The organism is Synechocystis sp. FACHB-383 (assembly GCF_014698605.1).
Classification (GTDB): domain Bacteria; phylum Cyanobacteriota; class Cyanobacteriia; order Cyanobacteriales; family Microcystaceae; genus Synechocystis; species Synechocystis salina.
The window spans coordinates 1-14,063 of record NZ_JACJTJ010000030.1 but is presented as its reverse complement, the minus strand read 5'-3'; the positions used below and the strand labels follow the sequence as shown (position 1 = coordinate 14,063).

Below are 14,063 nucleotides of genomic sequence, written 5' to 3'. Positions count from 1 at the left end.
TACCGACCGATCGCCGGGGGAGAACACCAAGATGGTTTTATAAAGTTTTGTTACAATGGCAGAAGAAATTCTCAGAAACCTAGCCATGACAGCCCTGACCCTCGAACAAATTGCCAGCCAACTCGACAGCCCCAATTCCCGCGATCGCCTCATTGCCCTAGCTTCCCTTAGACCCTATTCCAGCGAGGAAGCGGTGCCTCTGATTAAGAAAGTTCTGGATGACGATACTTTGCAGGTGCGTTCCATGGCGGTGTTTGCCCTGGGCATTAAGCAAACGGAGGAATGCTATCCCATTCTGGTTAAGCTGTTGGAAACCGATGAAGATTACGGCATCCGGGCCGACGCGGCGGGGGCCCTGGGTTACCTAGAAGACGAACGGGCTTTCCATCCCCTCTGCCGAGCTTTTTACGAAGATACGGAATGGCTGGTGCGATTCAGTGCGGCGGTGGCCCTAGGCAATTTAAAAGATATTCGAGCCCAAACTGTCTTGCTAGAAGCGCTGAAAAGTGATGAAGCAGTGGTGCAACAAGCGGCGATCGCGGCTCTAGGGGAAATTGGCGCGGTGGATGCGGTGGAGGCAATTTTGGCGTTTGCTTCCCACGAAGATTGGTTAATTCGCCAAAGATTAGCGGAAGCCCTGGGTAATTTACCCTGTGACCAGAGTCGTTCCGCTCTGACTTTCATGGTTAGGGACGAACATCCCCAAGTGTCCCAGGCAGCCCAGCTATCCCTGCAAAAATTAGAATTGCCTAGCTAGGTTATCTGTCCAAGTTTCCCCCATTCAATCAAAGTTTGTAACCAGGGGAAAAGAAAACAATTCCTCACCAGTCCATTTCTCCCACTATTCCGGCTGGAGAAGTTTGGAAATTTCCCTTTGGGGCGGATACTCCTGGCGATATTGCACGGCCGCATGGCGGGCATCGGTGATTAACCAATCCAAAGCCGCTGCCTGCACATCGATCGCCGCTCCGGTTTTATCCACACAGTAACGACCAAAGACTAATTTATCCACCAAACGGGCCCCGGGGCCTAAACGGGAATACTCAAAAATTACGCTGTTGTCCACCACCGCCCCCTGACAGATTAGGCAACTGGGGCCAATCATGGAAGGGCCAATGATTTTTACCCCATCTTCAATGCGGGTCATGCCACCAATATACACTGGGCCCTCAATTTCGATATTGTCCCAGTTAGCGGCCACGTTAATGCCGGTATAGACTCCCGGTCTAACTTCAATGCCGGGAATTTGTACATTTTTTATTTCCCGGGAAAGTACCCCCCGGATGGCCTGCCAATAGTCCGGCACTTTACCAATATCCACCCACTCAAAGTCCATATTGACCGCGTAAAAGGGTAGGCCGCTGTCCACCAGCTTGGGAAATAGATCCCCCCCCAGGTCGTATTCCTGACCGGAGGGAATGTAGTCAATCACTTCCGGCTCAAAAATATAAATGCCCGTGTTAATTTCTGTGCTCAGGGCCTCTTCCACCGCTGGCTTTTCCTGGAAGGTTAAAATTTTGCCATTGTCATCGGTAACTACTACCCCATAGCTAGAGACCAATTCCCTGGGCACCGTTTTGGTGATAATGGTGGCGATCGCTCCCTTTTCCCGGTGGAGCTTGACCGCAGTGGTGAGGTCCAAATCAATTAGTGCATCACCACAAAGCACCACAAAAGTATCGTCAAAAAAGGGATTAAACTCCTGAATTTTTTTTAATCCCCCTGCCGATCCGAGGGCCTTGCCCACCAGGTCGCCATCGACAATATTCCCTTCAAAGGAATAGGCTATTTGTACGCCGAACCTCTGCCCATCCCGAAAATAACTCTCTATCTCCTCCGCCAGATGGCTCACATTGACCATGATTTGATCAAAACCGTGTTGCCGCAATAACTCCAGCAAAAATTCCATCACTGGTTTTTGCAGAATGGGGATCATCGGCTTGGGAATGGTGTGGGTGATTGGTCTGACCCGAGTGCCCTTGCCGGCGGCCAAAATCATGGCTTTCATCAACAATTTTCCTCAAACTCAATCACACAAATTGGCATAGCTCCCAGCCAGTCTATCAAGATTCTTCCCGCTACTCCAATAAGCATAGCTGAAAGCTTGGGGTGGTAACCAACCCCATGGTGACCGCTAGGGAAAAAAAGAAGCTGTCTCCATCATCTTTGCCCTAATCACCGCCCAAATGGCGACTTTCCATGGCTAGGGGTAAAAAAATGGGCAGTTCCCAGGGGGCTTCCGCCACCGGAATGTTAGCTTTCTCAAAGGCTTGTACCGTTTGCTCGACGCTGGTTAAGAGGGGACGTTTATGGGATAGTTGGTTGGCCACAATGGTTAGGGAGTCGCCAAAATGCCGTTTGATTTTTGCGCCCCGCCCCGCTAGATAGGCCACTACGGGTTTTTCTATGGCGGAGGCCACATAATCCGCCGCCCTCATTTCCCCGTTACTGTTGGGTTGCCCCAGCAATAAAATAGTTTCCGTTTGTTCGTCTTCTTCCAGCACCTGGAGCCATTGCTCAAAGTTGGAACCATTGAGGCCGTCGGTGCCCAGGCTGATTACCATGGATTGCCCCAGGCCGGCCGCGCTTAAGGTTTGGGCAATGTCGTCGGTGAGGCGATCACAGTGGCTAATAATGCCGATGGGCCCAGGCAGGTAACAATTGGGGTCCAGGGTACCGACGGAAAACTGTTGGGGCACCATAATGCCTTGGCTGCCGGAACCAAGGATCAGGGTGTGGGTAGCTTGGGCTTCCCGCAGGAGGGTGATCATATCCAGGGGGGGGACTCCGGCGGACACAATTACCAGTTGACGAATGCCAGCGGCGATCGCCTCTAGGGCCGCATCTAAAACTCGGTAGGGGGGATTGAGAATTAAACTAATGTCCACGGAGCCTACGGTTTTAACGGCCAAATCTACCAAGTCAAATACCGGCAAATCGTCAATCAGTTCCCCCCCATGGCCCGGACTCACCCCCGCCACCAGTTTGGTACCACAACTCCGCATCTGCTCTAGATAGGTTAAACCGAGGGGATGATGTACTCCTTGTAATAATACTTTGCTTTCTTTATGCCATTTCATGGGGGGATTATTGAAGGAAAACTATGGCTTGATGCCCTACTCCGCAGCTATATCGAGATCAAGCAGTCCAGCCTTCACTGTATCGTCAACCAGAGCAAAATGTCCCTTAAGGTTTAGTTAACCTTTGTCCTGATTGTCTGTCCCAGAGGGGAACCTGGGCTAGTTGGGTCAGATTGGCCGCATCACAACAAAAGGCAGCGATTTTCAGTTCCCTCAAGCGGGCCTGGTAATGGTCATAAACCCTTTGGGTGTTGACTGTGGCTTCCGCCAATACCGGTGCAGCACTACCCACCAAGGTGGCCCCCAGGGCGATCGCCTTGGCCCCATCAATGCCGGAACGAATACCGCCGCTGGCGAAAATGGGAATCTGTTCAGTGTTTTGCACCACCTGTTGCAAACTCAGCGCTGTGGGCAATCCCCAATCGGCAAAATTATGGGCCACTTCCTTCGCTTGGCGATCGGTTTGTCGATGGGCTTCCACTTCACTCCAACTGGTGCCCCCGGCTCCGGCCACATCGATCGCCCTGACGCCACATTCCTGCAATCTTTTGGCCACCGGGCCACTAATACCATTGCCCACTTCTTTGACAATGACCGGCACTTCCAAACCCTGTACCAATGTTTCCAGCTTGGACCAGAGCCCCGACCAACGGCGATCGCCATCGGGTTGCACTGCTTCCTGGAGGGGGTTGAGATGCAAAATCAAAGCGTCCGCTTCGATCATGGCCACGGCCCGCTGGGCTTCTGCCAAACCGTAGCCATAATTTAACTGCACTAATCCGAGATTGGCAAAAAGTAAAATGTCCGGCGCCACGGACCGGACTTGATAGGTGGCGGCTAAATCAGGATTTTCAATGGCGGCCCGTTGGGAACCTAAACCCATGGCAATGCCCAAGGTTTGGGCCACCTCCGCCAAAAACAAATTAATTTGCTTGGCCTCTGGAGTGCCCCCGGTCATACTGCTAATCAACCAGGGGTAGGCGAGGGATTTCCCCCAGAGGTTCAGCCCCAGATTCACCCCGTCCAAGTCCACTTCAGGCAGAGCACAGTGTTCTAGCATCAATCTTTCAAAGCCGGTGGAAACCCCTTTGCCTAGGACATCTTCTTCTAGGACAATGCGGATATGGTCGGACTTACGGTGGGGAGTGCTATCCATGGGGAATTACATTACAACTATCGGCAAACAGGCAACGCTCCCATCAACTAGGGAGAATGGGACAATATTTTAAAAATAACTTACCTAGGATTTAAAGCGGGGCAGATTGTGGCGCTGCCAGGAGATGTTAGAAAATATCACTTTCAATACTATTCACCAGTTCATCAGTGCTTTAAATGGGGGTCGATTCCCAGCCCTGAATGGTAATGGTGGTGCCTTCCCCGGGGACACTGGCGATCGCCAATTGGCCACCGTAGAGTTCCGTTAGCCGTTGGGCTAAGGTCAACCCCAGGCCGGAACCCTGTTGCTCAAATTCAGAGCGCTGAAATTGGACATGGGCGCCGATGGAACCTAATTCCTCTTTGGTCATGCCCCTACCGTGATCTTGGATAGTCAGTTCACAGAGGCCATTTTTAACCACTGCTTCCAGTTGCACTGGGGTGCCAGGCAGGGAAAACTTAAAAGCATTGTCGATCAACTCTCGAATAATTTTCTGAAAATCCGGCTCGGCCACTTGGATGCGCTGGGGCACAACCATCATTTCCACGTCCTGACGGCGGGGTTGATTCTGTCCCAAATTTTCCAACATCGGGACCAAACTCGATGGTAATTCAGTGTATTGACTCAAACGGGATTGCCACACCTGTAGACGAGCGGGACTGGCCAACAGCAAGTCTAAATCCGCCATTAACAAAAAATTCTCCACCAAACGGTAGAGTCTCTCCCCAGAGGTTTTGATGTCATGCAACGATTCCATCACTTCATTGTGGGACAGGGAATCGTAGAAATTGATCATCAACTGGGACGTGCCCAAAATACCGTTCAGGGGGGTCAACAATTCATGGGGCAGGGAACGGGTGACGTGCTGGCGCAAATTATCCAGACGACTTTCCACCATGGCCTGGCGCTGATAATGGCGGTCTAAACGGCTGGTAATGGCATGGAGTAATTCATCAATGGTAAAGGGTTTGGTTAAATAATCATCCGCCCCCAATTCCATCCCCTGGCGAAATGCATGGTGATCCGCCTTCGCTGTCAACAGGATAAAGGGAATAACTGCCAACTCCTGATCCTGACGCAGGGTCATCAACACCTCAAATCCCGTTACCCTGGGCATCATCACATCACAGAGAATTAAGTCCGGTAGATGTTGCTTCGCCAAAGCCAGACCGGTTTCACCATCGGGGGCAGAGATAACTTCATAGTCTTCCAAGGTGAGGATATCTTCTATGTTCTGCCTGACCTCTAGCTGGTCTTCAATTACTAAAATCTTAGCCATCGGTCACATTTAAAAAAGTGATTGTAGGTCATTTTGACTTTTTTGATGATTTCTCGACTTGGGGATTGGGGGCACAGTCTTCAACCCCATACTCCCCTTACACCATGGTTTTCTTGCTAGGAAAACCTTCAGACCATCGGGCGGTCTGGGAATCAAACCCTATACCGGACTGCGGTACAAAAGAATTTTATTTGGTTTTGGTAAATGGAGGGGCGAGTTTAAAGAAAATTTAAAATTATTTATCACTACCGATTGTCCTTCCATTATCCATCCATTGTTCCAGAAAGGGACATTTGGTCGAGATCTTATCTCTGGAACTGGTCCCCAGGGCATTGATATGTAAAGAATTGTTTTAGGAAAGTCGGGGGAAGGGGGAGGACGCAGAATAAAGCTGGTAGAATTTGGCGTTAAGTGGGCTGGGTTGTTGCCTGGGGCTTCCTTGGGACACCAGCAAACGGGATAGTTTTTTACAAATCGCAATTATCTAAGGAATTAAATCATGGCCTTAAATCGTGGTGACAAAGTTAGAATCAAACGCACTGAGTCCTACTGGTACGGTGATGTTGGCACGGTTGCTAGTGTGGAAAAAAGCGGCATTCTCTATCCGGTGATTGTGCGCTTCGAGCGGGTGAACTACAACGGTTTCAGCGGTAGTGCTTCCGGGGTAAACACCAACAACTTTGCCGAGAATGAATTGGAATTGGTGCAAGCAGCGGCAAAATAGTCTTGACCATGGACTAAATTTGCATCGTTGAACTGTGCCAGAACTACCAGAAGTGGAAACAGTATGCCGGGGGCTCAATCGTTTGACCCTGGAGCAGACCATCGGGGGAGGGGAAGTGTTGCTTGATCGCAGTCTTGCCTACCCCTTTTCTGTTGAGGATTTTCAAAGTCAAATTACCGGTTGTCGCTTGGTGGGCTGGCAACGGCGGGGTAAGTATTTGCTGGGGGAACTCAGAAAAAGTCAGACCAAAGCCCCAACAGGGTGGTTGGGATGCCATTTACGCATGACAGGACAGTTACTCTGGGCGGAGCGGAGTCAGCAGAGGCCAAAGCACACTAGGGTGGTGCTCCAGTTCGAAGGTGGCCGGGAGTTACGCTTTGTCGATACCCGCACCTTTGGTAAAATTTGGCTCCTACCAGGCGATCGCCCTTGGGCCGAAGTAATTACGGGGCTGGGGCAGATGGGGCCAGAACCATTTGGAGCGGATTTTACGGCGGAATATCTCTACGAAAAGCTGAAATCTAGTCGCCGTCCTTTAAAAAATGCGTTGTTGGATCAACGCTTGGTGGCGGGGTTGGGTAATATTTACGCCGATGAGGTGCTATTTTTTTGTGGCTTGCACCCTACCATGGGCAGTAATCAGGTTAGTAGGCAGGACTGTGAAAGGATACATCAACAAATCAAAGCCACGTTGACGGCGGCCATCGCCGCGGGAGGCACCAGCTTCAGTGACTATCGTCAGGTGACGGGTATCAATGGTAATTACGGTGGTATAGCCCAGGTATATGGTCGGGAAGGGGAACCCTGTCGCCATTGTGGTACGGCGATCGCCAAACTTAAATTAGCTGGCCGTTCGGCCCACTTTTGCCCCCAGTGTCAACCAAAATTGGACCGGTAAACGCCGACAAATATAGGTCAAACAAATTATTGATAAATCCTATGGGCCAGCCTCGACCAAACTATTTAGCTGACTTCAAAGTGGGTGTGGATAATGTGATTTTTTCCGTCGATACCCACCTGCATCGTTTATTGGTCTTATTAGTTAAACGGGAAGATGAGCCCTACAAAAATCATTGGAGCTTTCCCGGTACTTTAGTGAGAATGGGGGAAACCTTAGAGGGGGCCGCCCACCGGATTTTGTCAGAGAAAATTGCCGTCAAAAATCTTTACCTAGAACAGTTATACACATTTGGCAACCCTGGTCGAGACCCCAGGGAGGCCCCGGAGCAGTACGGGGTCAGGTATCTCTCCGTCAGCTATTTTGCTTTAATTCGCTACGAAGATGCCCAGCTAATGAGCAAAAATCTCAGTCAGGTCAGTTGGCATAATGTGGCGGCCATTCCCCCCTTGGCCTTTGACCACAATCAAATCCTTGACTATGGCTATCAACGGCTCCGTAATAAGTTGGAATACAGTCCCATTGCCTTTGAAGTGCTGCCAGAATTGTTCACCTTAAACGATTTATTTCAACTGTACACCACGGTTTTAGGGGAAGATTTTTCTGATTATTCTAATTTCCGCTCCCGCTTACTGAAGTTGGGTTTTCTCAAGGATACTGGCCAAAAAATCAGTAAAGGGGTGGGTCGTCCCGCCAGTCTTTTTCGTTTTGATGCCCAGGCCTTTGCCCCTTTTAAAGATAAGGCCCTCATATTTGTCTGAATTGAGGTCGGTGGATTAAAGTGATAATTACCATAATACCCCTCTGACTATGTTTACCATTGCCCTTGCCCAACTTAATCCCACCATTGGGGCGATCGCCGAGAATGCAAAAAAAATCGTCACTGCGGCCCTGCAAGCCCAGGCAAGGGGAGCTGATTTACTATTAACTCCGGAATTAGCCCTATGTGGTTATCCCCCTAAGGATTTGTTACTTAATCCAAGTTTTGTGCAGCAATTGGAGGGGGAATTACAACGGTTGGCGGAAAAAATCCCCCCTTCTATGGCAGTTTTGGTGGGCACTGTTACGCCGCACCACGAGGCAGAACATCAGGGGCAAAAAAAACTTTGGAATAGTGCTGTATTAATTGAGCAAGGAAAGGTAAAACAGCGCTTTCATAAATGTCTCCTGCCCACCTACGATGTCTTTGATGAAGACCGTTATTTTGCCTCGGCCCCCAAGAGTAAATATTTTACTTACAAAAATGTCAAAATTGGTGTAACTATTTGTGAAGATTTATGGAACGATGAAGCCTTTTGGGGGCAAAAGTTTTACCAAGTTAATCCCCTCACGGATTTGATCGATCAGGGGGTAAATTTAGTTGTTAACCTGTCCGCTTCTCCCTATAGTTGTGGCAAGCATCGCCTGCGAGAATCTTTAATTAGCCACAGTGCCAAAAGATCTAATGTTCCTTTAATTTATGTTAATCAAGTGGGAGGCAACGACGATTTAATTTTTGATGGTGGTAGTTTTGCGGTCAATAATCAAGGTAAAATTATCGGGCGATCGCCATTATTTCAGAAGGATTTAGCTCTATTAAATTATGACCTCAATAAAGGGGAATTAATTGGGCAAAAATTAGCTAGCTTGCCCATGGCGGGCCCCGAAGAGTTATGGCAAGCTCTGGTATTGGGGGTGGGGGATTACCTCCATAAATGCGGTTTTAGTAAAGCAATTTTAGGCCTCAGTGGCGGCATTGATTCATCTCTGGTGGCGGCCATTGCCGTCGAAGCTTTAGGAAAAGAAAATGTCCTGGGAATTCTGATGCCTTCTCCCTACAGTTCCGACCATTCTGTTCAGGATGCTTTAGCCTTAGCGGACAATTTGGGCATTGCTACCCAGACCATTGCCATTGGCCCAATTATGGCTACCTACGACCAAGCCCTAGAACCCCTCTTCCAGGGCACTCCCTTTGGCATTGCGGAAGAAAATCTCCAGTCCCGCATCCGGGGCAACCTCCTCATGGCGATCGCCAACAAATTTGGCCATCTACTCCTCAGCACTGGCAATAAGTCAGAAATGGCGGTGGGTTACTGCACCCTCTATGGGGATATGAACGGTGGCCTAGCGGCGATCGCCGACGTGCCCAAAACCCAAGTATTTGAACTGTGCCGTTGGCTCAACCGGGAACAAACCATCATCCCCCCCAACGTCCTCACCAAGCCCCCCAGCGCCGAACTCAAACCAGGGCAGGTAGACGCCGACTCCCTTCCCCCCTACGATATTTTGGATGGCATCCTCGGCAGATTAATTGAAAAACACCAATCCCCCCAGGAAATTATCAACGCTGGCTTTGAACGTGAAACTGTACTAAAAATTTGCCAATTAGTGCAAAGATCTGAATTCAAACGTCGCCAGGCCGCCCCGGGTCTGAAAGTCACGGATCGGGCCTTTGGCAGTGGTTGGCGCATGCCCATTGCCCAAGCGTTCCATCCCCAAAACTGTTAATTGCAGCAGCAAAGCCGCACTCCAAGGAGGAATTAGTCTGTAATGATCATTGAATTTTCTCCCTGGACTACGTTAGGATTTAATGAATGTAAAGAAAATATTAAGCGCAGTTCAATTGCTTCCAAACTTGGCATCTAAGCTTGGTGTTTGTCTAGGATAACTTAATTGCATTTATTTAAAAATCGATAACTTTACTCTTTTTGGAACAAATAAATGTTATGAATTCCTCGCCTTACCGTGGTGATAAAATCTACCATTGGTTCCCTACCTCCTCACTAAATTTTGTTTTCTCACCGCAAGCAATGTTGGACAATTTGTCACAATGGTTTCGTAACTTTCTTATCCCAAATTTTAGTAACAAATCCCTGACCGTACATGGGGTTAATAAGGTTGTCAACTCTGCGCAATCTAACCACCCAATTCAAAACCTAGCCTGGGAAATGGCCCATTCCCTAGAGCAGAACAAATTTCATCTCCATTACCAACCGCAAGTTGACATCAAAACTGGAGCTTTATTGGGGGTCGAAACCCTCATTCGTTGGCATCATCCCCGCCTGGGCTTGATTTCCCCCGCCGAGTTTATTCCCATTGCTGAACAAACTGGCTTAATTGTCCCCATGGGTTACTGGGTGTTACAGCAAAGTTGTCTTCAATACCAACGCTGGCTTTCCCAGGGCATTCCTCCTTTCAAGTTATCGGTCAATTTATCCCTGCGTCAATTGCAAGAAACAAACCTGATAAGCGAAATAAAAAATATTGTTAGCCAAACTAAAATAAATTGCCAACAAATAACCCTAGAAGTAACAGAAAGTCTTATGCTCTGCGAACCAGGGGAAACAATTCACCACCTCAATCAACTAAATGATATGGGCATACAAATTGCCATTGATGATTTTGGTGTCGGCTATTCCTCCCTCTCCTACCTGAAGGATTTACCTCTCCAGACGTTAAAAATTGATAAATCCTTCTTAGATGACCTTTTGACCAGGGAAAAAAACCAAGTAATTCTCCAAACCATTATCGAACTGGGGCACCGCCTAGGCTTGAAAATTATTGCCGAAGGAGTAGAAAGTTCAGAACAGTTAGCTGTGCTCAAATCCATGGATTGTGACTATGGTCAAGGTTACCTATTCAGTCGCCCTTTAACGGACCAAGATGCCACTGCCCTTTTCAGAACATCATCCTTTTTGGATTCCCGCCCCCTGGCCACAGTTTAAATAATTTATCTTTAATATTTTTATTAATGCTTCAATATCCCATGGATTTTATCGGTAACTTTAGACTAAATTCGCCCCTCAATCTGGCTAAATTAGCCCAAACAGTCGAAGTCTTAGAAATCAAATAAGGCACAATACCATTAAACAATCAGCCAATTGCTCCGCTAATTAACTAATTTCAACATCGTCAATTTCTATCCACCGTCCGACCACCATAATGAGCAATTCAGTTTTATCCGTCTCTTCCCCAGGTAATGTCCAAATTCAGCAGGCAATCCCCGCCAAGCTCCTCTATGCCCTTGTTAACCAAAAAGCCAGCGGCAAACTAGTGGTTCAAAACCCCTTCGACGAGTTTGTTTATTGGCAAGTGTATTTAGGGGATGGTCGTATTCACCTGGCTAACAGTGCCAACGGTTGTTCAGAAAGACTCAACTATTTGATTGGTAGCACCCTCCGTCAGAGGGGTATCGAACTGCCGTCGAGAATTGCTGACGATTATCTTTTTCTTTCCGGATTATGGAAAAAGGATGTTTTTTCTTTTCAGCAAACCCGTTCGATTTTGACCCAAGCCAGCCAAGAAGCCTTAGTTCAGGTGCTTTCTTTACCCAAAACATCCTATCGTTTTAATCAGGAAAAAGAACTGAGCGAACTGTTTTTAAATTTAGAGTTAGAAAAAACCATTACTCCCATTAAGCATAAAATTCGCTACTGGTGGGAACTAAGATCCTATATTAATTCGCCCTTCCAGCGACCTCTAGTGGAAAATTGGCTTAGTTTGCGCCAAAATCTGGTGAAAAATAACCTCCATGGCCAACATTGGTTAAGGCGCTTCCACACTTGCTTGGAAAATTTAAATTGCTTGTACGAAATTGCTGGACATTTAGAAATCAGTACTTTGGAGCTGGCATTGATGTTACAGCCCATGGTCAAGACTGGTGAGATTAAAATGCTCCCCTATCAAGAAATTCAAACGGACGATCGCTATTTGGTGGCTTATGTTGACCATAGGGAAGCTCACCAACGCATGATGGCCTATTCTTTAGGAAAAGAGGGCTATCGAACTTCAGTGTTAGAGGATCCCTTCCGAGCCTTGACAGTTTTGTTGAATTCTCCTCCCGATCTGATTATTATAAATACTGACCTGCCCGATATGAACGGCTATCAGCTCTGTTCGTTTTGTCGTAAGTCAAATCAACTTAAAGATGTGCCAATCCTACTATTGGGTAAAGGAGACAATTTAATCAGCGGTATCCGTACCAAACTTTGTCAAGCGTCTGGGTACTTGAGCGAGCCTTTTCTACCTGAGGAATTACTTGGTCGGTTGGCAGAATTTCTTCCCACTAATAAAACCAACTCCTGACAGCTTTTCTGGGTGATGGGCAGACAGTTTGAGGGGATTGATTTCACTTTTCAGCCACTGTTCTTCTCAATCCTAATCCAGACAGCAATCCAAAATATTACTAATCCTAAAATTATAAAGTAGCTAAAAGCTAAACACAAAAATGAGTTTGTATCGTTTGATTTACAGCAGTCAGGGCATTCCCAACCTACAGCCCCAGGATTTAAAAGATATTTTAGAATCTTCCCAAAGAAATAATCCGGCCAATGGCATTACCGGGCTGCTCTGCTACAGCAAGCCCGCTTTTTTACAGGTGTTGGAGGGGGAGTGTGAACAAATCAATGAAACCTATCACCGCATCGTCCAGGACGAGCGTCACCATACCCCCCAAATCATTGAGTGTGTACCGATTAAAAGCAGAAATTTTGAAGTTTGGTCTATGCAAGCCATCACGGTGAATGATTTGTCGACAGAGCAAGTCAAGACGTTAGTGTTAAAGTATTCCGGCTTTACCACCCTACGCCCCAACGCCATGGATCCGGAACAATGTCTTAATTTTTTGTTAGACATTGCCAAAATTTATGAATTATCCGATAACTTTTTCCTCGACCTTTAGGAGGCTGTTGTGAACTACCCCGACTCGCTTGCGCTGAAGTTGGAGCTTCCTATCCAAAGAACAGCTCTCTACCCCAAGGAGTAGCGAGCCTTACATTCTGACAATAGGCGGAATCCTCCGTTCCAGAGTTAAAAGCGTTAATTTTTCACCTCAATCCCCAAACATTGGGGGACTTTGAATCCTATTCGCCTCAGAATTGAGGAGGCAGGGTGGCTTTGCAGTTCCCCCCCTAAGAGCTAATTTCTAAAGTAAAAATTAAGAAGTAATACGGGAAAGCATAATACGAATGAGGGCGCCGTAAATCATGGCTTCACTGATTTCGGTATAAAGTTCATAATCCTTGCTCAATCTTCGATAGTAATTTAAGCAACCAAAAGTACGCTCTACCACCCAACGCTTGGCTAAAACTTCAAATTCTTTGGAGGAACGCTTGACGACCTCGAGCCGTACTGATTCTCCACACACTTGCCTTATTGCCCGAGCAAAATTTTCCCCGCAATAGCCCTGGTCTAGGTAAATCACTTCCAGTGAGGATAAATGCTGACGCAACTCATCAAAAATCACTACCGCTCCTAAGCGCTCTGAAGCATTAGCTTCCGTTACTAATAATCCTAAAATAAAGCCCTGGGAATCCACTACGATGTGCCGTTTACGTCCTTTAACTTTCTTGCCACCGTCAAAACCATAGACTTCCCCCTTTTTTCCGTTGTTTTAACGGATTGGGAGTCAGCCATTGCCACACTGGAGTCGGGAACTCTTCCCGTCTTTTCTCTCGCTTCTTTACGTAATTCATCATAAATTCTTTGCCAGATACCCTTCCTTTGCCACTTGTGAAAATATTTATAAACTGTCTGATGGGGCGGAAAATCATGGGGGAGCATCTCCCACTGGCATCCTGTGCGCTGTACATAGAAGATAGCATTGATAATTTCTCGCAGGTCTACCTCTCTGGGACACCCAAATCCCTTATGTGCCGGTAGCTTGGGCTCGATTATCTTCCACTCTGCATCACTCATTCCACTCACATATGGCTTACGTTTCACATTGGCTACATTGGGTAAACTGCTCATCCACAATACTCAATTTTTACCACTCCACCACAAAAACTAAATTTCTTCTCTCCCCTCTTTTTTATATTTTCTTTAGAAATGACCCTGATTGACTGACAAAAGTTTAAGAGGACTCGTAGGAGTAGACCTGGAGAGTAAACTCAAGGGCATAAAGGCGGCGGTGGTGCTGACGACGGGAAGCCATAGCCGGTTGAGGG

The 14,063-nt window shown here is 47.5% G+C and carries 13 protein-coding genes; 8 read left to right on the top strand and 5 right to left on the bottom strand.

Annotated features, from left to right (window positions below; genetic code table 11):
- Positions 1 to 55: 55 nt before the first annotated feature.
- On the top strand, positions 56 to 757 hold the full coding sequence (locus H6G45_RS08160; RefSeq protein ID WP_190597966.1) for a HEAT repeat domain-containing protein: 702 nt from the start codon (positions 56 to 58) through the stop codon (positions 755 to 757).
- Positions 758 to 841: 84 nt separating this feature from the next.
- Here H6G45_RS08160 and H6G45_RS08155 read toward each other — a convergent pair whose 3' ends face one another.
- The 4 genes from H6G45_RS08155 to H6G45_RS08140 all read right to left on the bottom strand — a co-directional run bounded on the left by H6G45_RS08155 (position 842) and on the right by H6G45_RS08140 (position 5,515).
- Entirely contained in the window at positions 842 to 2,008 is a 1,167-nt protein-coding gene (locus tag H6G45_RS08155; RefSeq protein ID WP_190597965.1) for an NDP-sugar synthase, read from the bottom strand.
- A gap of 163 nt (positions 2,009 to 2,171) precedes the next feature.
- Positions 2,172 to 3,080 (bottom strand): CoA-binding protein, encoded by a 909-nt coding sequence (locus H6G45_RS08150; protein WP_190597964.1) that lies wholly within the window; start codon positions 3,078 to 3,080, stop codon positions 2,172 to 2,174.
- Between the two features lie 106 nt (positions 3,081 to 3,186).
- On the bottom strand, positions 3,187 to 4,236 hold the full coding sequence (gene fni, locus H6G45_RS08145) for a type 2 isopentenyl-diphosphate Delta-isomerase (protein ID WP_190597963.1): 1,050 nt from the start codon (positions 4,234 to 4,236) through the stop codon (positions 3,187 to 3,189).
- Positions 4,237 to 4,408: 172 nt separating this feature from the next.
- On the bottom strand, positions 4,409 to 5,515 hold the full coding sequence (locus H6G45_RS08140) for a hybrid sensor histidine kinase/response regulator (RefSeq protein WP_190597962.1): 1,107 nt from the start codon (positions 5,513 to 5,515) through the stop codon (positions 4,409 to 4,411).
- A 499-nt stretch (positions 5,516 to 6,014) separates the two neighbouring features.
- Here H6G45_RS08140 and H6G45_RS08135 point away from each other — a divergent pair, with 499 nt between their 5' ends.
- The 7 genes from H6G45_RS08135 (at position 6,015) to H6G45_RS08105 (ending at position 12,796) form a co-directional block, all read left to right on the top strand.
- The gene (locus H6G45_RS08135; protein ID WP_190597961.1) at positions 6,015 to 6,239 is read left to right on the top strand and encodes a photosystem I reaction center subunit IV; all 225 of its coding nucleotides are present in this window, start codon (positions 6,015 to 6,017) and stop codon (positions 6,237 to 6,239) included.
- 34 nt (positions 6,240 to 6,273) lie between these two features.
- On the top strand, positions 6,274 to 7,137 hold the full coding sequence (locus H6G45_RS08130) for a DNA-formamidopyrimidine glycosylase (protein ID WP_190597960.1): 864 nt from the start codon (positions 6,274 to 6,276) through the stop codon (positions 7,135 to 7,137).
- A 41-nt stretch (positions 7,138 to 7,178) separates the two neighbouring features.
- A complete protein-coding gene (locus H6G45_RS08125; protein WP_190597959.1) occupies positions 7,179 to 7,898 on the top strand; it encodes an NUDIX domain-containing protein in 720 nt (239 codons plus the stop codon).
- A 49-nt stretch (positions 7,899 to 7,947) separates the two neighbouring features.
- Entirely contained in the window at positions 7,948 to 9,624 is a 1,677-nt protein-coding gene (locus H6G45_RS08120; RefSeq protein ID WP_190597958.1) for an NAD+ synthase, read from the top strand.
- A gap of 440 nt (positions 9,625 to 10,064) precedes the next feature.
- A complete protein-coding gene (locus H6G45_RS08115) occupies positions 10,065 to 10,841 on the top strand; it encodes an EAL domain-containing protein (RefSeq protein WP_242018101.1) in 777 nt (258 codons plus the stop codon).
- 217 nt (positions 10,842 to 11,058) lie between these two features.
- Positions 11,059 to 12,201, top strand: a complete 1,143-nt coding sequence (locus H6G45_RS08110) for a response regulator (protein WP_190597956.1) — start codon at positions 11,059 to 11,061, stop codon at positions 12,199 to 12,201.
- A gap of 142 nt (positions 12,202 to 12,343) precedes the next feature.
- On the top strand, positions 12,344 to 12,796 hold the full coding sequence (locus tag H6G45_RS08105; RefSeq protein WP_190597955.1) for a BLUF domain-containing protein: 453 nt from the start codon (positions 12,344 to 12,346) through the stop codon (positions 12,794 to 12,796).
- Positions 12,797 to 13,051: 255 nt separating this feature from the next.
- On the opposite strand, the gene H6G45_RS08100 is transcribed toward H6G45_RS08105, so the two are convergent.
- Positions 13,052 to 13,866, bottom strand: a protein-coding gene (locus tag H6G45_RS08100; RefSeq protein ID WP_190597954.1) for an IS5 family transposase whose coding sequence is annotated in 2 segments (ribosomal slippage) — positions 13,052 to 13,500 and positions 13,500 to 13,866 — 816 coding nt in all. Because the reading frame shifts where the segments join, the coding sequence is not laid out codon by codon here.
- Between the last annotated feature and the right edge of the window lie 197 nt (positions 13,867 to 14,063).